We start from the raw sequence: 18,898 nt of genomic DNA, 5'->3' as shown, positions 1-18,898 counted from the left end.
CGTCGCAGGCTAGTCGTCAAGTGATCCACCCGGGCAGCGTTCGCGGGGCCGCTCTTCCTCGTGGACGGTCAGGAGCTGTGCAGGACGACGAGTTGCCGGGTCGCTCGTGTCATCGCGACGTAGCGGTCCACCGCTCCCTCCACGCCTTCGCCGAACTTCTCCGGGTCGACGAGGACGACCAGGTCGAACTCGAGTCCCTTCGACAGCTCCGGGGACAGCGAACGGACACGTGACGTGCCGCGGAACGCGGGATCGCCGATGACACAGGCGATCCCGTCGGCATGGGCGTCCAGCCAGCCGTCGAGAACCGGGCGCAGATCGGAGACCGGCCCGTGCACGACGGGAACGCCGCTGCCACGGATGGACGCCGGTACGTTGGCGTCCGGCAGCACGGCCCGGATGACCGGCTCGGCCTCCGCCATGATCTCCTCCGGCGTCCGGTAGTTGACGCTCAGGGAGGCCAGGCCGATCCGGCCGAACCCGACCCGTTCGAGCCGTTCCCGCCATGACTCCGTGAACCCGTGCCTGGCCTGGGCGCGGTCCCCGACGATGGTGAAGCTCCGGGACGGGCAGCGGAGCAGCAGCATCTGCCATTCCGCGTCGGTCAGTTCCTGCGCCTCGTCCACGACGATGTGCGCGAACGGCCCCGCCAGCAGGTCCGGTTCGACGGCCGACACCGCCGACAACTCGGACTCGTCGACCAGGTTGCGCCGCAGGTCCTCCCGGCGCAGCTGCGTCACGAGGCCCTCACCGTCGTCATCGGCCTGGATCAGCGCGTCGACGACCTGCGCCATACGGTCGCGCTGCGCGGCGAGGACGGCCTCCTGCCGGCGCTTGCGCCGTGCCGCCTCCGGGTCGCCGAGCCGCTGCCGTGCCGCGTCCAGCAGCGGCAGGTCGGACACCGTCCACGCCCGGGCGTCCGCACGCTGCAACAGCCGGACGTCGTCACGGCCGAGCCAGGGGGCACACAACCGCAAGTAGGCGGGTACCGACCACAGGTCTCCCACGAGGTCGGCCGCCTCCAGCAGCGGCCAGGCCCGGTCGAAGGCCGTGAGCAGTTCCCTGTTCCGCAGCAGCGACCTGCGCAGCAGCTCGGGTGAGGCGTCCCCTTCGTGCTTGTCCATCAGGATCGTGAGCAGCTCCTCCAGGACCTGGTCGCGCGCCTCGTTGTGCGGGGTACCGGGCTCCGCCGCCTCGAACGCCACGGCCCAGTCGTCGGCGCTCAGCCAGATGTCGGACCAGTGGGTGGTGACCGTCATGCCCTCGGTGGGCGGCTCCTCGTAGAACCGCACGGCCGTCTCGATCGCCTTCACCATCGCCGCGGACGACTTCAGGCGGGCCACGTCCGGGTCGGCCTCGACCGCCGCCCCGGCCCCCTCGGCGACGAGGTCCCGCAGGATGCAGGTCTGCACGCCCTCCTCCCCGAGGCTGGGCAGGACATCGGCGACGTAGGCGAGGTACGGCCGGTGCGGACCGACGAACAGCACGCCGCCCCGGCGGTGTCCGAGCCGGGGGTCGGAGTGCAGCAGGTAGGCGGAGCGGTGCAGGGCCACCACGGTCTTCCCCGTACCCGGACCGCCGTCCACGACCAGGGCGCCGTGGGATCCCGCCCGGATGATGGCGTCCTGGTCGGCCTGGATGGTGCCGAGCACGTCCCGCATCCGCGGTGAACGGTTGCCGCCCAGGCTGGCGATGAAGGCGGACTGGTCGTCGAGCGCGGCGTGCCCGACCAGCCCGTCGGCGGTGAACACCTCGTCCCAGTAGTCGCTGATCCGGCCGTCCGTCCAGCGGTACCTGCGGCGGCTCGCCAGCCCCATCGGGTTGGCGTGGGTGGCCCCGAAGAACGGCTCGGCCGCGGGCGAGCGCCAGTCGACCAGCAGCCGACGCCCCGTACCGTCCGTGAGGCCGAGCCGTCCGACGTACACGGGCTCGGGGCTGTCCGCGGTGACCATGCGTCCGAGGCACAGGTCCAGGCCGAAGCGGCGCAGGGTGCGCAGCCGGGCGGTCAGCCGGTGGATCTCCGCGTCCCGGTCCATGGCCTGCCGGCCCTTCCCGCCGGGTGCCCTGCGCTCGGCGTCGAGGCGGCCGGCCAGTTCGGCGATCGACTCGTCGAGACACTGCGCGACGGCCGCGAAGTGTTTCTCGTCGGCGGCGATGAGCGCGGGGTCGGCCTTGGGGGAGAGGCGGTCGGGAAGATCGAAGGCGCTGGTGGTCAGGGAACGGTTGGTCCTGGTCAGGGAACGATGCACGTCAATGGCTCCGATGAGGCCGATCGCGGTTTCAGGTCACGGGTTCCGGGTCGTGGCTCGGCACGCCCGGGTGGTTCGCGCGAGAGGTTCACGCGGGGTGGTTCGCGCGGAGTTGTTCACGCCGTCACGTGCGGGCCTTACCGGCCCACGCCGTCGAGGAGCAGCCGAGCGGCCACCGACACGCCGTCGGCCCGGACCCGGCCGGCCACGGCGGTCGCTCGTGCGCGGGTCCCGGGGGCGAGGGCCGCCCGAAGGGCCGCGGTCAGGGAGGCCAGGGTGGGAGTGGGGCCGTCGTGCGCCACGCCGACGCCCAGCTCGGCCACCCGGCCGGCCCAGTACGGCTGGTCCGCCGCCTGGGGCACCACCACCTGGGCCGCGCCGGCCCGCGTGGCCGTCGTCGTCGTACCCGCGCCCCCGTGGTGCACGACGGCGGCCACCCGGCCGAACAGCGCCTGCTGGTTGACCTCGCCGACGACGAAGCAGTCGTCCTGGTCGTCGATCCGGGACAGGTCCGCCCAGCCACGCCCCACGACCGCGCGGCGGCCCTGCGCCCGGACCGCCTCGATGGCGACCTCGGCGACGTCCGGCGACGCGTGCATCGGCATGCTGCCGAAGCCCACGTACACCGGGGGCGCGCCCGCGTCGAGGAACGCCGTCAGGCCGGCCGGCAGCGGCCGCGGGTCGGGCAGGATCCACGCGCCGGTCTGTACGACGTCGAGGTCCGGAGTCTCGTGCCACGGGTCCAGGACCGGATCCGTCGCCAGCCACGGCCGCTCGCCGATGACGTAGTCACGGACGCCGGCCACCGGTGGCAGGCCGATCGATGCCCGGTTCGTGTTGAGCGCCTCACCGAACAGCGCGTCGACGCTCCGGGCGTCCAGGTCCCACAGCACCCGGGGGTCGGTGACCTCCGGCGGGAGCGGCCGGCCCGGGTAGGCCAGCGGCCGGCGGTGCGGCGCGGGCAGGGTGAGTTGCTGGAAGGTCACGGACACGGAGCGGATGCCCAGCTTCTCGGCCACCGACAGCGCGCCCGCGGCGGCCGGCAGCACACCGGTCGCCACCAGCACGTCGCATCCCTCGGCCGCCGCCGTGACCCCGTCCAGCTGACCGGCGATCAGCTCGGCGGCGCGCCGGGGCAGGGAGGAGGGCGACGGTGCCGCGTTCGTCAGCGCGCGCGCCGAAGGGCCGACCGGCACCAGGGGCACGCCGACACCGGCCAACCGCTGTGCGAAGTCCTCGTCCGGCGGCGCGCACACCCGTACCTCCGCGCCGAGTTCCCGCAAGCGCACCGCGAGTCCCGCCAGCGGTTCGACGTCCCCACGCGACCCATACGTCGACAGAAGAACACGCACGTCGTAAAGCCCCCATTTCTGCGATTTCCCGGCCTCGGCCGATGATTCTGCGGTACGACGGGGGCCTTGCCGCAAGCCCCCCGGTGCGCTATAAGTTGAGAGTGGCAAGGAGTGGGTTACCTCCTTGCCTTTTGTTTTTCGTCCCGTGCCGAGCGACTTCGTCCCGCCTTCACGGCCGCCTTCACGCTCCGCCTTCGCGTCGCGCACCGGTGATCAGAAATGCCGGATGCCGTGTGGTGGGTGATCCTGAAGAGATGCGGGGTGTTCCAGGTGCTCGGCTGCCGGCGGCGTACGCCGCCTCTGGCCGTCGTGCGCTGCGTGTGACCCTTGTCGCCGGAGGGTGCTTCTATCTCTTCCGCTACGGCTTCGACCGCCCGGTGGCGGCGATCTACGCGCTGTTCACCGTGGTGGCGCTGGGCGGTCTCTCCAGGATTCCCGGTACCGGGCGGCAGCAGGCGGCGGTGATACTCCGCCTGCTGCCGGTGTGCTGGGTGCTGGTGACCGTGGGCACCTATCTGTCGGTGCGGACCTGGACCGCGGCCGTCGGGATGCTGGTGGTCGGCTTCACGCTGGCCTTCTCCGCCGTGGGCGGGCCACGCCTGGCCGGGGCGGCCCCCGGCCTTCAACTCCTCTACATCCTGCCGTCCTTCCCGCCCTACGATCCCGGCTCGCTCGGCGACCGGCTGATCGGCACGACCACGGGAGCGGTGCTGTTCGTGGCCGCCGAGGCGCTGCTCTTCCGCGAGCCCGCCCCGCTCCCGTACCGGGAGCGGGCCGCACGGACGGCCCTGAACGCCGAGCACTGCGCCACCCGGCTCGCGGCACCCCCCTACGCCCTGACCGACACGGACGTCCGGGCGGCCCGGGCGGCGGGCCAGGCGCTTCGGCCGCTCAACGTGCCGGAGGCGGAACGCCCGGCCGGTCCCGGGGTACGCGACCGCGCCCTCACCCACACGGGTCTGGCCATCCGCACCCTGCTCAGCAGACTGGCCCAGCTGCCCGCGGGGCCGGGGGCGGGGCCGGCGGCGAGGCAGGAGACGGCACCCGATGCGACCGCCGGGCCGGTGCGGGAAGCGGAACTCGGTGTGACCGCCGTGCTGCGGGCCGTGGCGGCACTCGCGGCGGCGACCGCGGCCTGTCTGCGGGCCGGAGATTCCCCTTCGGCGGAGCAGGAGGCGCTGGCCGCGGCACGCGAACGGCTGTCGGAGGCGTCCGCCGGGACGGCTGCCACCAGGGCGCACGGCTCGCTCCCGCCCGGGGGGACCATGTGTGCGCCAGGCCTGCCGCCCGCCGTCCTGCGACGCCACGCGGCCGTGCTGGAGATCGCCGACGCGGCGCTGGCGATGGGCGCGGCGGCCGATCTGGCGGTGCGCGGCCGGCACGCCACGGTGGAGCTGCCGGTGGGCCACTTCTGGTACGCCAGGAGCCCGGACCCCGTCCTGTGGTGGCACCGGATGCACGGCCACGCCGGGCGCAGGTCGGTGTTCTTCCAGAACGCGGTGCGCATGGCCCTGGCCCTGACCGCGGCCAGGCTCGTGGCCGGGGTGGACACCCTGCCGCACGGGTTCTGGGCCACGCTGGCGACCCTCACCCTCACCCGCACCACGCTGGGCGCGACGTGGAGCACCATCCGTCTGGCGCTCGCCGGCACGCTTGCCGGGGCCCTGGTGAGCGCCGGAATACTGATCCTGGCGGGTTCCGGCACCGCCGTCTACGCCGTCCTGCTGCCGCTGCTGATGCTGTTCGCCTTCACCGTGGGACCGGTCAAGGGCATGGGCTGGGCACAGGGACTGTTCACCGTGACCGTGGCACTGGTCTTCGCGCAGCTGGCGCAGCCGACGTGGCGGCTGGCGGAGGTCAGGATCCTCGACGTGCTGGTCGGCAGTGCGATCGGCGCCGTCTTCGGCGTGCTGGCCTGGCCTCGGGGCGCCCATGACGAGATGCGCCGGGCAGGGGCGGAACTCCTGCGCAGGGCGGCGGAGATCGTGGTCGCGACCAGCGCCTCGGTGGCGGGCGGCGCCGCGTCGCCCGCCCCGTCGGGAGTGCCGGGGCGCCGGTCGCTGCAACGTGCCGTCATCCTCGCCGAGTCCGCGTACGCACAGTTGCAGAGCGAGCCCCCGGCCCTCGGGGGGCGGGGGCGGCGGGCGGGGCCGCCACACGTGGTCGACTGGCAGGAGACGCTGATCACCGGACACCACGCCCTGTGGGGCAGCGCCCGCATGCTGGAGCCGCCGCTCGCCGAGTTGAGCCCGGCGGCGGCCGAGTCCGCGGGCACGCTGGGGGAACGGGTGGCGGGGCGGATGCTGCTGGTCTCGGCGGCGCTGGACCCGGGGGAGGACACCCCGGCCACGTCGGTACCGCTGATCGATCCGGCCCTGGCGGCCTTCTCCGCCGAGCCGCCCGGCGCTCCGCGACGGTACTACGCCACCGTGGCATGGCTGGGCTCGCTCATGACCGACCTGAGACGCATCGCGCACGCCGACCACACCCCCGAGGCCGGCCCGGGAGGGGCCGACGGGCGTTGACCGGGCGCTCAGCCGACGGGGGCGCCGAACCACTCGGGCAGTCGGCCGAGCAGCTCCCGCTGCTCGTCGCCGACCCACGCGACATGGCCGTCCGGCCGCAGCAGTACCGCCGGCACGTCCAGTTCCTCGCTGACGTCCACGACATGGTCCACCCGGTCCGCCCAGCCCGTCACCGACAGCCGGCCGGTCTGGTCGAGCAGCAGCCCGCGTCCGCCGTGCATCAGCTCGTAGAGACGCCCCCGCTTCAGCCGCACGTCCCGCAGGCGCCGGCCGAGCAGTTCGTGGCCCTCGCCGAGGTCGTAGCGGACCCCGACCGCGGTGATCAGCCCGGTCACGTACCGGTTCACCTCCTCGAAGTCCATCAGCCTGGAGAACAACTCGCGCAGCGCGGTCGCCCCCGGGCCGGCACCCAGCAGCGTCATCTGCGCGCGGGTGTTCTCCAGCACGCGGGCCGCCACCGGGTGCCGTTCGGTGTGGTAGCTGTCGAGCAGTCCCTCCGGCGCCCAGCCGTTCACCGCGGCGGCCAGTTTCCAGCCCAGGTTGAACGCGTCCTGGACGCCGAGGTTCAGTCCCTGCCCACCGGTCGGCGGATGGATGTGCGCCGCGTCGCCGGCCAGCAGCACACGGCCGGTCCGGTAGCTCTCGGCCTGCCGGGTGGCGTCGCCGAACCGGGAGAGCCAGCGCGGCGAGTGCGCGCCGAAGTCGGTGCCGGCGAAGTCCCGCAGCCGCTGCCTGAACTCGTCGAGGGTCGGCGCGGTCGCACGGTCCTCGGCCACGCCGTCGGCGGGCACCACGAGACGGTACCTGCCGTCCCCGAGCGGAGAGGCGCCGAAGCGGAGCTGGGTCTTGCGGGCCTCCGCGACGGCGGCGGCGATCGCCGCCGGGTCCCCGGTCAGCTCCATGTCACCCAGCAGCGTCTCGACCGTGGCCGGTTCGCCGGGGAAGGCGACACCGAGTCGCTTGCGCACCGTGCTGCGGCCGCCGTCGCACCCGACGAGATAGCGCGAGCGCAGATGCGTGCCGTCCGCCAGCTCGACGGTCACCCCGTCCTCGTCCTGGCTGAGCCCGGCCACTTCGCGGCCGCGCCGGATCTCGGCGCCCAGTTCCAGGGCACGCTCGTGGAGCAGCCGTTCGGTGACCGGCTGCGGGGTGGCGAGGCCGTACGGGTGCGCCGTGTCCAGCTGGTCCGGCCAGGGCTTCTGGACGCCGCCGAAGAGGCCGCCGACCTGGAACTTCTCACTGACCGCGAGGAACCGGTCCAGGAGGCCGCGCTGGTCCATCAGCTCCACGCTGCGGGTGTGCAGACCTTGTCCGCGGGACTCCCCGGTCGGCTCGGTCAGCCTCTCCAGCACGACCACATGCACGTCGTGCAGCCGCAGCTCGCAGGCCAGCATCAAGCCGGTCGGTCCGCCGCCGACCACGATCACGTCAATCATCACAACGCCCGTTCCGAGACCCACACGTCGACCCGGCGCGGGTGCTCCGTGAATCCCTGATGTCCGCAGGTTCTGGCTTCGACCGCAGATTGTGCGGCAGGCCCCGGGCCTTGCCGCAAGGCCCCCCGTGCGCTATACGTTGAGAGTGGCAAGGAGCGGACACCCTCCTTGCCTTTTCCATGTGCCGCCCTCGGTCCGCGGCAGTGCTCAGCGGACGGACTCCGGGGCTGTGTCCGCCTTGTCTGTCTTGTCCGTGGCCAAGGTGTGCATGGTGCGCAGCGGCGACAGGAAGGCGGGGAGTGCGCTCAGCGTCATTCCCGCGGCCCCGGCCCACAGGGTGGCCGTCGCCCCGAACGCGGTGCCCGAGGCCCCGCCGAGGAGTCCGCCCAGCGGGATGCCGCCCCAGGACACGAACCGGGCCGTCGCGCTCATCCGGCCCAGCAGCCGATCCGGCGTCAGGGCCTGCTGCAGGCTCGACTGGGCCACGACGCGGACGACTCCCCCCAGCGACAGAGGCGCGAGCCCGACCGCGGCCACGTACACGCTCCAGCCCGGTCGTGCCAACGGCATCAGAGCGGTCAGCGGACACGTGACCAGCGACGCCAGCCAGATGACCGGACCAAGCCCGACGCGGGCCGAGACCCTCCTCGCCAGCAGCGCGCCCGCCAGGGCACCACACCCCATTCCCGACAGGACCAGGCCGACACCGAAGGGCCGGAGGCCCAACTCCCGCTCCAGGAACACCAGCAGCATGGTCTGGTACATGACCAGGAAGAGGTTGAATATCGCGTCCCCCACCATGACCGCACGCAGGGCGGGGTGCCGGAGGACGAAACGGAGTCCCTCCCTGATCTCCCGCCCCAGCCGGGGGTGTTCACCCGGCTCGGGCCTCGGCTCGCGGGTGCGGATGGAGAGCGCGAGCAGCCCGGACACGGCCATCCCGGCCGCACTCGCCAGGACCGTCGCGGGGGCTCCCACCAGGCCGGCCAGGGGCCCTGCCACCGTCGGCCCGCTGATACTGGTCACCGAACGTATCGCCGAGAGCTTCGAGTTCGCCTCCACCAGCTTGTCGCGCCCCACCAGGTGCGGGAGACAGCTGACGTAGGCGACGTCGAAGAAGACGGTCAGCACGCCATGGACCAGGGCGACCGCGTACAGCCACCAGATGGTGAGCAGGCCCGCCCACCACGCCACCGGTATCGTCGAGAGCACCAGCGCGCGCACGAGGTCGGTGCTGATCATCACCGGCCGTTTCCGCACGCGGTCCACCCACGCACCGGCCGGCAGCCCGACCAGGAGCGAGCCCGCCGTGGTCATCGCGGCCAGTGCCCCGATCCGCAACTCGTCGGCGCCCAACGCCTCGATGGCGACCAGGGGCAGGGCCAGGAAGAGGATGCGATCGCCCAGTCGGCCGAGCGCGGTGGCGGCGAACAGACGCCCGAAGTCCGGGTCGTGCAGGAGTCCCGGCCGGGACGATGTGGACATGCGTGTCTCCTACTGCCGTTCTCAAAAGGTCACTTGAGTGAAGGCGCCGGGGGCTACGGGCGGTCGACCCCGAACTCGTAGACCACTTCGCGTCGCGCGTCGGGAATGACCATGTCCGCGGTTTCCACGGGCCGTCCGTCCGTGTCGTAGAGGGTCCGCTCGATCCGCAGCACCAGGTCCCCGACGCCGATCCCCAGAAGGTTCGCCTGGGCCGGGGTGGCACGAGCCGGGCGCGGCACCTCGGCCACGGTCTCGACGACCACGCCGATGGAGCGCATGCGCTCGACCACCCCCTTGCCGGCCAGCGGGCCCGTCTCGGGCAGCACGATCGGCGTGCCGCCGGTGATCGCCATCGGCTCCCAGGATTCGGAGAGCTGGACGGGGTGTCCCTCGGCGAGGAACTCGTAGTACGTGGTGACGCACAGCTCCCCGGGGCCGACGGCCAGCCGCTCGGCGATCGCCTCCGGGGCGGGAACCCGCACCTGGCTGTGCGCGTCCCAGGCGTCGGCCCTGCCCCGCTCCCTCGGGTCCGGGCGGCAGACGCCCCGGCGTTCGCGGTGCCGCGAGCGGATCAGCCGCAGACGCTCGGGCGGCACCCGCACATAGGTGCCCGAGCCGGCCCGCCCTTCGAGGAGACCCTCGCTGATCAGACGGTCCATGGCCCTCTGCAGGACGTTGCGCCCGACCCCGAACTCCTCGGCGAACCGCGCCCGGGACGGCAGACGTCCGCCGACCTCCCACTCACCCGCGAGGATCCGCGCGCGCAGCACGCCGGCCACGGCAAGGTACGGTGCCTCGCGGGTCATGGGCGGATCCTCCGGTGGCTCTGCTGCCCCTCACCTGGTGTCTCCAGGGGGTGTTGGCAAGCTACTGCACCGGGGAAAAGCTGCTGGAGCAGCAATACGCTCGGCACCCATGCGCCGGGCCGGTCAGAGGCCCATGACGTCGAACAGGACCGCCGGGTCCGGTTCCGCGGCGCGGTCCAGGCTCTGCTCGGCCCAGATGACCTTGCCCCGGGTCACATAGCGGGTCCCCCACATGTCCGCGAACTGCGACACGAGGAACAGGCCGCGGCCTCCCTCGTCCGTGGTGGCCGCCTGTCTCAGCCGGGGCGAGGTGTTGCTGCCGTCCGACACCTCGCAGACCAGGGTGCGGCCCAGCAGCAGCCGTACCCGCACCGGCGGGGCGCCGTAGCGGATCGCGTTGGTGAGCAGCTCGCTGAGGATCAGCTCCGTCGTGAACGACACCTCCTCCAGCCCCCAGTCGGCGAGCCGCCGGGTCACCTCGCCGCGGACCCGGGGCACGGCCGTCACATCGAACGGCACGTCCCAGGCCGCGACGCAGGAGGGATTGAGCAGCCGGGTGCGGGCGACCAGCAGCGCCACGTCGTCACTGGGGTGCTCGGGCAGCATCCTCTCCACGAGGGCGCGGCACGTCTCCTCCGGTGTCCGGTCCGTCCGGGCGACGGTCGAGCAGAGCATCTCGATGCCCTCGTCGATGTCCCGTCCCCGGTTCTCGATCAGACCGTCGGTGAACAGGACGAGACGGCTGCCCTCCGGCAGGTCCAGCTCGCCGGCCTCGAAGGGATGCCCGCCCACGCCCAGCGGCGGCGCCAGGGGCAGGTCGGGGAAGGACACCCCGCCCTCGGGATCCACCACGGCGGGCGCGAGGTGCCCCGCACGGGAGAGGGTGCAGTGCCCGCCGACCGGGTCGTAGACGACGTAGAGGCAGGTGGCACCGGTGAGCGGGACCCGGTCGTCGTCGGCGTCCGCGGACTGTGTGTCCAGCCGGGTCACCATCTCGTCGAGGCGGCCGAGCAACTCGTCCGGGGCCAGGTCCAGTGAGGAGAAATTCAGTACGGCCGTGCGCAGCCGGCCCATGGTGACCGCGGCCTGCATCCCGTGTCCCACGATGTCGCCGACGACGAGCGCCACCCGGAACCCGGGCAGCGGGATGACGTCGAACCAGTCGCCGCCCACCCCGGACTGCGCCGGCAGATAGCGCGAGGCGATCTCCAGCACATCCTGTTCCGGGAGGCCCAGCGGCAGCAGGTTGCGCTGCAGCGTCACGGCCATCGCGTGCTCGCGCGAGTACCGGCGCGCGTTGTCGATCGCGACGGCGGCCCGGGCCACCAGCTCCTCGGCCACGGCGACGTCCTCCTCCTCGAACCGGGGGGAGCCCGCACCACGCCAGAAGTTGACCATGCCGAGGACCACCCCGCGGGCCCGGAGCGGCACCGAGACCATCGAGTGGATGCCGTAGCGCAGCGCCGCCTGCGCCCCCTCGGGGTCCTGTGCCCGCCAGTCCTGGGCGGTGCCCAGGTCCGGCACCAGGACGGCCTTGCCGCGGCGCAGGGCCGCCACCATCGGCGTGTCGGCCATCACGAAGCGGATCACGTCGCCCACCGGCTGCAGGGGGTGTCCGGCCCGCACCGCGCGCACCGCGGTACGCCGCATCGCGTGCACCGCGCCCGTGGGTTCCTCACCGCGCAGCACGGCGTCGAGGAGTTCCACGGAGACGACGTCGGCCATGCGGGGGACCGCCACCTCGGTCAGCTCCTCGGCCGTCCGCCGTACGTCGAGGGTGGTGCCGATCCGCACGCCCGCCTCGTACAGGAACGACAGCCTGCCCCGCGCCACCTCCGCCTGCCCGGACAGGGCCCTCAGCTCCGTGGTGTCGCGGAAGGTGGCGACCAGGCCCTGGCCGCCGCCGTACGGGGCGGTGGGCCGGACGTTCACGGCCAGCAGCCGGTCCCCGACCGGGACGACCTCGTCGGACACGGCCTCGCCCGCCACCAGCAAGCGCGTCGGCACCGGCCCCAGACCGAGCTCGGGCACCTGCCGCCGGTCGGCGTCCTCGGGGAGGTCCAGCAGCCGGCGCGCCTCGTCGTTGGCGAGCAGGACGCGCCCGTCGCCGCCGACGATCAGCACCCCCTCGCGCACCGCGTGCAGCACGGCGTCGTGGTGTTCGTACATCCGGGTCATCTGGACCGGGCCGAGGCCGTGGGTCTGCCGCAGCAACCGCCGGCTGACCAGTGCCGCCCCGCCCATCGCCAGCACGAGCGCTCCCGCCGCCGCGCCCAGCAGCAACGGCAGCTGCCGGTTCAGCACCTCACCCACATTGGCGTACTCGATCCCGGCGGTGACCATGCCGACCACGCGCCGGCTCGGATCGTTCACGGGCACGACCGCGCGGACGGCGTCGGCGGGCCGGCCGTGGAACGTCTCGGTGAACGTCTCGCCTGCGGCGGCACGGCCGACGCCCTGGGCCTTCGTGCCGATCAGGGCGGGGTCGGGGTCGGTGACCCGGACGCCGTGCCTGTCCAGGACGGTGACGAAGTCGACGCCGGATCCCTTCCTCACCTGCTCCGCCTGCGGCTGCAGCAGGGCGCTGGCGTCCGGGGACCGCAGCGCGACCGCCGTACCGGGGGCATGGGCGAACGACTCCGCCACGGCCAGGGACCGGTCCATGGCACTGTGCTCGGCGTCGTAGCGCCCCTGCACCACCAGGGCGGCCGCGCCCACCGCGACCAGCATCAGCATGATCAGTGCCTGGAACAGGAAGACCTGCGCGGCGAGCGTGCGGACGCTCAGGGACGGCTTGAGGCGGCGTCCGCGCAGCGGCCACGGCCTTCGGCCACGGGACGGCTCGGATGGCCACCGTGTGCCGGGCGGCGGTGCCGCTCTCGCCCATGGGCGGCGGGAACGTCCGCTCATCTCCCTTTTCTAGCACTGGAGCTCCGTCACGGGCGACCGGTATGACCGCTGATGGCCGCATTGTTCCCTCGGGGTGCCCCGGCATGCCGGCCCTCAGCGCCGCCGCAGGGCGCTCGCCGTCTCCCCGGTGCGCTCACGGAGCAGGATGCGCAGCGTGTTGGCGTGCTCGTAGCCGACCTTGCGGGCGATCGCGTCCAGCGGCAGATCGGTGGTCCGCAGCAGATGGGCGGCGCGCTCGACCCGCAGGTCCCGGACGAAGCCGACGGGCGACGTGCCCAGGGTGCGGCGCACGGCCCGCTGCAGCGTGCGCTCGCTGACGCCGACCGCCCGCGCCCCCTCGGCGATCGAGATGGGCTGGTCCAGATGGGTGCGGGCCCAGTGCTCGAAGGCCGCGAGGGTCGGGTCGCTCTGCGCGAGGGCCGCGGAGATGGTGTACGCCGCCTGGGAGGGCCGTTCGTCGACGACCAGGTAGCGGGCCACCAGATCGGCCAGGGCCGGACTCGTCATCCGCACGATCGCCAGCGCCAGGTCGACATGCCCGAACGCCGCACCTGCCGTGGTCACGCCGTCGGAGACGGTGACCATACGCGTCTCGTCGACCGTGACCGCCGGGTAGCGCTTGCGGAAGTAGGGCGCGAGCCACCAGCTGGTCGTGGCACGCCGCCCGTCCAGCACCCCCGACTCCGCGAGCAGGAAGGTGCCCGTACAGGCGGACGCGACGGGTGTACGGCGCTCACGCGCGGCCGCCACCAGCCTCCGTACGGGCATCGCGTCCGGGCCGGAGACATGGGCGATGAGCGCGTCCGGCCGCCGCTCGGCCAGCGCGGGCACCAGCAGCAGATCGGCGCCCTCCGCGGCGGCCACCGGTGCGGTCTCGACCAGATGCCCGGCGGCCGTACGGATCCGTCGGCGGAAGCCGATCCTGGTGACCGTCCAGGCGGGCGGGGGCTCGGGCAGCTCCCCGCGCATCGCGTTCGCCCCGTCGAGCACGTCGAGCAGGGCGGCGAGTCCGGAGTCGAACACACCGTCGTATGCCAGCACCGCCACGTCCATGACGGAAACGATATCGGATGCGTCGTTCGCGACACTGGGGGCGGCGGTCGCGGCGGCCTAGATTCTCGGTGTCCGGACAAGATCCGGTGCCCGGTACCGGCACCGCCCACGACGACCACACACCACGGGAGTGCGCCATGACCCAGCTCGGACTGCTGGCCAGGATCGAGGCCAGGCCTGAGTACGCCGACAAGGTGGAGGACCTGCTGCGGGGCGCGTTGCAGCTCGCACGGCAGGAGGAGCACACCGTCACCTGGTTCGCGTTCCGGCAGGGCCCCACCACCTTCGGCGTCTTCGACACGTTCGACGACGAGGAGGGACGTCAGGGGCACCTCCGGGGCAGGATCGCCGCCGCGCTGACGGAGGCCGCGGCGACCATGCTCAGCGAGGCACCGGACATCCGCCCGGTCGATCTCCTCGCGGTCAAGCTGCCCTGATCCGGGGGACAGAGCGTCCCGATCCCGCCGCCGGGCGGCACACGGTCAGCGTGCTGCCGCCCGGCCCCCCACCGCACGACACCCGGCCCGACGACGGGCCCGCCGAAGAACGGACCGCACCATGACGCAGCACCGCGCCCTCACCGCCGAAACGCCCGCCGCCACCACGCCGCCCGCCGGAACCCGCTCGCGCACCCACACCTGGCAGCCCCAGCGGGGCTACGCGGCCGCCGGAGGGCACACCGGCATCCAGCTGGCCGGCATGAGCCTGGACGGACGGCTGCCGGAAGCCCCGATCTGCGGGACGCTCGGCTTCCGGCTCGTGGCGGTGGAGGAGGGGCTGGCGGTCTTCGAGGGCGAGCCCGGGGAGCACCTGCTCAACCCCATGGGCACGGTCCACGGAGGCTATATGGCCACCCTCCTCGACTCCGCCCTCGGCACCGCCGTGCTGACCGCGCTGCCGGCCGGCCGTGCCTACACCACCGTCCAGCTCGGCGTGCACCTCGTCAGGCCGGTGGCGGCCACCACGCCGACGCTGCGCTGTGAGGGCCGGGCCGTTCACGTGGGCCGCACGACGGCAACCGCCGAAGCCCGGATCGTCGGGGCGGCCGACGGCAAGCTGTACGCCCACGGAACGGCCACCTGCGCCGTCCTCACGGTCCCCGGCACGGCCTGATCGGCACGGCACCCTACCGGCACGGCATCCGGCCGGCACCGCACCCGGCCGTGGGAAGAGGACGTCGATCCATTCGGCCGCGCCGCCCGCGGGTACGTCGCACCCACCGGTGTCCGAGACGAGCGGTAACGCCTCCCGCGTCCACGACCCCGCCGGGGGTGGTACCGGGCGACGGTCAGCGAGTCGCCGACGGTGGTGGCGCGCGCGTCGTCCGGGGCGGCCGCGCTGGTGACGGCGGCTGGTACGGACGCTTGGTCGGGGTCACGGTGCGCGGTGCGGGCGGCTTCGCGCTGTGTGGTTCAGCAGCAGCGCGGGAGCTCCGGATTACCGATGAGGCCGTTGCCTTCGGCAGGACGGGCGCATGACCGAACCCCGCACACCCGCCTCCTCCTCCGTAGCTGGCACGACGACGATCTCGTGCCGATGGCGGACATCAACGCGGACCCCCGAGTCATGCGCTGGATCGACGACGGCTCGGTGCGCGACCTGGACCACACGGCCGAGGACATCGAGCGGTGGGAGCAGGAGTGGGACGAGGAAGGCTTCGGACTCTTCGCCGTCGAGCTGCCGGCCTCGGGCGAACTGATCGGCTTCACGGGACTGTCCGTGCCCGAGTTCCTGCCGGAGGTGATGCCCGCCGTGGCGATCAGCTGGCGGATCGGCTCACAGTTCTGGGGCCAGGGATACGCCTCCGAAGCCGCCCACGCCACGCTGGAGTTCGCCCTCCAGGACCGCGGCCCGGACCGCGTCATCAGCCTCAATCGGGTGGGTGACAACGCCTCCGAGAACGTCATCCGCAAGCTCGGCATGGCGCCCGAGCGGGAGACGACACACCCGGTGTACGGCTACCCCCTGCGCATTCACGCATCGACCTCACCGAGTTCCAGGCATGAACCGCCCAGCCGTCGATCACCATGAGACAGCCGGCCACTGTCCCTGAGGCGGCCGGTTGGCGAAGAGCCGGCCGCCCGCGGAGATCACTCGGCCTGAGCAGGCACCCGGCCGACAGGACGGGTCCGTAGCCAGTACGAGCGGGCGGCGATGGCCAGAGCAGCGCCGTACACGGCAAACGCGGTCATGCCGATCCAGCTGACCGACAAGGCGTCTCCCGAGGAGGGGAAGTCGCCCGGCCGCATCGTCACCGCACCGACCGTGGCCAGAGCGCAGTAACCGATCCCGAGCAGCCCGTACGGCGCGAGGGTGGCGGCGCCGATCAGCGCCGGGGCCATGGGAAGCCAGCGGGGAACGCGCCGGCCGTGCAGGAGCAGCGTCCAGCGCGGGAAGACCTGCCCCCATGGGCGGACCAGGCCCCAGAGGAGGAGGACACCGAGTGCGGCCAGCAGTACGGTGGCGTCCAAGCCCCAGGACTCGAGGGTGAGCCAGAACTCGGAGGCGCCGTTGCGCTTGGAGATCACGAGGATCTCCTCGATGCTCGTCCCGGCGAACGTTCCTCCGAACGCCCAGAACAACTTCATGGCGCTGTAGGGCACGAAGGCAACCGTTCCGGCGGCGGCAGCGATCTGGACGCGCGCGGGAGCGCAGGACGGCGCAGGCGCACAGGCCCCGTTGGGTGAACGATGGCGGGAGCGGGCGGTTGCCGTGAGCAGCAACACACCGATGGCTGCCAGCGCATGGTTCGTGGCAGCAACCCAACTGTCCACGCCTTGACCGAACATCAGCGTGATCAGGTCCATCAGCAAGCTGAACGCAGCGATCCCTGCCAGGACGCAGACCGTCCAGAGCAACACCCGCAGCCATGGCGACAGCCCGTACCGCACCACCGCAGCACCGACCACAGCCGCCACCGCTCCCACCGCCACAACGAACCAGTTGAGCGTGGACGACGCCGGGACACCACCGCCATGGAAGACCGGCGTCCCGCTCAGTGCACAGGAGAGGCCGAAAGCGGAATACGCCACCCCCCCCCAGACCACGGTCGTCGGGCCCACCCGACGAGGCCATTCCTGCCACCCCACACGCCACAGCGCCCTCAATCCCAGTCCGTCTCCGCTCATGCTCCGAACGTCGCACCACCCGGGACAGCGCGGCATCAACCACCTGAACGATCCGCCTCCCCCCACCGGGGGAATGCGGCAGGGGCACAGGCCTCGATCACCGACCATGAAACCGCAACCGGCCGTCCCTGGAGAACGTCAGCCGGCTGCCGTCCTACCGCTCGTGAAGTGCGCGGGCCCCGGCAGCACGTCTCACGTCCAGACGACGGGAGTGGGGCCTGATCGGCACTGACGGGGCCGGCTTCCTGCTCCTGTCGGTCGCCCGAATGATTTGCTTGGGTTACACGCGGCTGCCGCCGCGGGTGCGGGTGGCCTGTGGCGTTCATAGCCTGGTGGTGCTCGGGGTGAGTGCGAAAGGGTGTGCCATGCCCCGAACGATCTGGTCCGGTGCGATCTCCTTTGGCCTGGTCACGGTGCCGATCAACGTGGTCGGGGCGACCGAGGACCACTCGATCCACTTCCACCAGTACCACCTGGAGGACGGCGGCCGGGTCCGCTACCGCAAGGTGTGCGAACTGGAGGACCGCGAGGTGTCCCAGGAGGAGATCGGCAAGGGGTATGAGCTGACCAGGACGCAGGTCATCCCGATCACGGACGAGGACCTGAGCAACCTGCCTCTGCCGACGGCGAAGGCGATCGAGATCGACGCGTTCGTGCCCCTGGCCAGCATCGATCCGATCCGGATCGCCGAGGGCTACTACCTCCAGCCCGCCGGCCAGGTCGCCGCGAAGCCCTACAGGCTGCTCGTGGAGGCGCTGGGCCGTTCGGCCAAGGTGGCCGTCGCGAAGTACGCATGGTCCGGCCGCGAGCGCCTCGGGCTGCTGCGCATCCGCGACGACGTCCTGGTCCTGCACGCCATGCGCTGGCCCGACGAGATCCGCGACCCCGCTGAACTGCTCCCGCCGCCGGCCGAGGTGTCCGAGGCCGAGATCGAGGGGGCACTGGCCCTGATGGACACCATGACCGTCGATCGGCTCGAGGGGGAGGAGTTCCGAGACCGCTACACCGAGGCCGTCGCGCAGATCATCGAGGCCAAGCGCGAGGAGAAGCCTCTGCCGGAGGTGCCGGAGCCGGAGCAGCCGGCCCCGGTCCTGGACCTCATGGCCGCACTGCAGGAGTCGGTGTCGAAGGCCAGGGCGTCCCGGGGTGACGACGCCGGGCCTGCCGAGGTGCACGAGTTGCCGAAGCCGAAGAGGAAGGCGGCCGCGAAGAAGCAGCCGGCCAAGAAGACCACGGCTAAGAAGACGACTGGACGCCGTCCGAGGACTGCCTGAGATGTGGCAGGCGTGGGGGTGTCCCCACCCGCCCGAGAGGCTTTGGACGACGCGCCTGCCGTGGACCGGATGCTAGCGGGGACGGCTGAGGTGTCCCCGCTGTGTTGTCTGGCCGATAGCGCGGGCAGGGGAGCCCCTTCGGTGAGGGTCCGAAGCGCGCTGTCCCGGTCGGCGCCGATGGCGCCGGCCCGTGCCAGGTGCGATCGGAGCGGTGCTGCCAGTGGCTGTGCTCGCCAGCTTGCTGGGCGTTCTTGTTCCGCTCGGGTCGGTTCAGGTCACGGCGTTGTCGGAGGCTCTGGCGGACCCGGCAGGGGGTGGCAGCGATGCAGCGGGGAGAGCGGGCGGAGTGCCCGGGCACGGGCGGTCGTCCGAACGCCTTGCAAGCACCTTCGACTCCCCACGTCACCACCCAGGTCTGGGCCGGCCGCGGATACGCCGGCGACCTCGTGGACTAGGCGCTGTTTCTCGGATCATGTGCGAAGCCAGATGATCAGGGCTGCGAGGGTGACGGTACCGAGGTAGGTGTAGGCCCGTTTCTCGTAGCGTGTGGCGACGGCGCGGAAGCCTTTCAGGCGGTTGATGGCCCGCTCGACGGTGTTGCGTTTCTTGTAGCGCTCGCGGTCGAAGCCGGTGGGCCGGCCGCCGCGAGAACCGCGGGCATGGCGGTGTCTGCGCTGGTC

At 72.5% G+C, this 18,898-nt stretch carries 12 protein-coding genes and 2 pseudogenes; 5 read left to right on the top strand and 9 right to left on the bottom strand.

All coding sequences use genetic code 11. The annotated features are described in order from the left end of the window. Nucleotides 1-68: 68 nt before the first annotated feature. Complete coding sequence (helR, locus tag FHS34_RS31685; protein ID WP_225817650.1) at nucleotides 69-2,249, bottom strand: RNA polymerase recycling motor ATPase HelR; 2,181 nt, start codon at nucleotides 2,247-2,249, stop codon at nucleotides 69-71. A gap of 137 nt (nucleotides 2,250-2,386) precedes the next feature. Then, on the bottom strand, nucleotides 2,387-3,601 hold the full coding sequence (locus FHS34_RS31680) for a glycosyltransferase (RefSeq protein ID WP_184971860.1): 1,215 nt from the start codon (nucleotides 3,599-3,601) through the stop codon (nucleotides 2,387-2,389). A gap of 320 nt (nucleotides 3,602-3,921) precedes the next feature. Here FHS34_RS31680 and FHS34_RS31675 point away from each other — a divergent pair, with 320 nt between their 5' ends. Beyond that, the gene (locus FHS34_RS31675) at nucleotides 3,922-6,126 is read left to right on the top strand and encodes an FUSC family protein (protein WP_225817649.1); all 2,205 of its coding nucleotides are present in this window, start codon (nucleotides 3,922-3,924) and stop codon (nucleotides 6,124-6,126) included. An 8-nt stretch (nucleotides 6,127-6,134) separates the two neighbouring features. Here the strand turns inward: FHS34_RS31675 and rox are convergent, their stop codons facing one another. From rox to FHS34_RS31650, 5 genes are all read right to left on the bottom strand, one after another. Then, nucleotides 6,135-7,562: a rifampin monooxygenase gene (gene rox, locus FHS34_RS31670; RefSeq protein ID WP_184971856.1), complete on the bottom strand. Its 1,428-nt coding sequence runs from the start codon at nucleotides 7,560-7,562 to the stop codon at nucleotides 6,135-6,137. 207 nt (nucleotides 7,563-7,769) lie between these two features. Next, nucleotides 7,770-9,047 carry an MFS transporter gene (locus tag FHS34_RS31665; RefSeq protein ID WP_184971854.1) on the bottom strand — a complete coding sequence of 426 codons (1,278 nt, stop codon included), beginning with the start codon at nucleotides 9,045-9,047 and terminating at the stop codon, nucleotides 7,770-7,772. A gap of 53 nt (nucleotides 9,048-9,100) precedes the next feature. Next, nucleotides 9,101-9,853, bottom strand: a complete 753-nt coding sequence (locus FHS34_RS31660) for a GntR family transcriptional regulator (RefSeq protein ID WP_184971852.1) — start codon at nucleotides 9,851-9,853, stop codon at nucleotides 9,101-9,103. Between the two features lie 123 nt (nucleotides 9,854-9,976). After that, nucleotides 9,977-12,763 carry a SpoIIE family protein phosphatase gene (locus tag FHS34_RS31655; RefSeq protein ID WP_184971849.1) on the bottom strand — a complete coding sequence of 929 codons (2,787 nt, stop codon included), beginning with the start codon at nucleotides 12,761-12,763 and terminating at the stop codon, nucleotides 9,977-9,979. 93 nt (nucleotides 12,764-12,856) lie between these two features. Beyond that, nucleotides 12,857-13,816, bottom strand: coding sequence for a GlxA family transcriptional regulator (locus tag FHS34_RS31650; RefSeq protein WP_184971847.1), 960 nt, complete (start codon nucleotides 13,814-13,816; stop codon nucleotides 12,857-12,859). 137 nt (nucleotides 13,817-13,953) lie between these two features. Here FHS34_RS31650 and FHS34_RS31645 point away from each other — a divergent pair, with 137 nt between their 5' ends. From FHS34_RS31645 to FHS34_RS31635, 3 genes and pseudogenes are all read left to right on the top strand, one after another. Next, entirely contained in the window at nucleotides 13,954-14,253 is a 300-nt protein-coding gene (locus FHS34_RS31645; protein ID WP_184971846.1) for a putative quinol monooxygenase, read from the top strand. A 121-nt stretch (nucleotides 14,254-14,374) separates the two neighbouring features. Beyond that, complete coding sequence (locus FHS34_RS31640) at nucleotides 14,375-14,929, top strand: PaaI family thioesterase (protein ID WP_184971843.1); 555 nt, start codon at nucleotides 14,375-14,377, stop codon at nucleotides 14,927-14,929. Nucleotides 14,930-15,290: 361 nt separating this feature from the next. After that, a pseudogene (locus tag FHS34_RS31635) lies at nucleotides 15,291-15,822 on the top strand (GNAT family N-acetyltransferase). A gap of 84 nt (nucleotides 15,823-15,906) precedes the next feature. On the opposite strand, the gene FHS34_RS42820 reads toward FHS34_RS31635, so the two are convergent. Next, nucleotides 15,907-16,878, bottom strand: coding sequence for a hypothetical protein (locus tag FHS34_RS42820; RefSeq protein ID WP_184971841.1), 972 nt, complete (start codon nucleotides 16,876-16,878; stop codon nucleotides 15,907-15,909). A gap of 431 nt (nucleotides 16,879-17,309) precedes the next feature. Between FHS34_RS42820 and ku the strand changes: the two genes are divergently transcribed. Then, a complete protein-coding gene (ku, locus tag FHS34_RS31625; protein ID WP_184971839.1) occupies nucleotides 17,310-18,218 on the top strand; it encodes a non-homologous end joining protein Ku in 909 nt (302 codons plus the stop codon). Between the two features lie 470 nt (nucleotides 18,219-18,688). Here the strand turns inward: ku and FHS34_RS31620 are convergent. Further along, nucleotides 18,689-18,898 (bottom strand): annotated as a pseudogene (locus tag FHS34_RS31620) (IS5/IS1182 family transposase); the annotation flags it as partial.

Origin of the sequence: Streptomyces echinatus (assembly GCF_014203595.1) — a bacterium.
GTDB classification, from domain to species: Bacteria; Actinomycetota; Actinomycetes; order Streptomycetales; family Streptomycetaceae; genus Streptomyces; species Streptomyces echinatus.
This window is presented reverse-complemented; position numbering and strand designations above follow the sequence as displayed.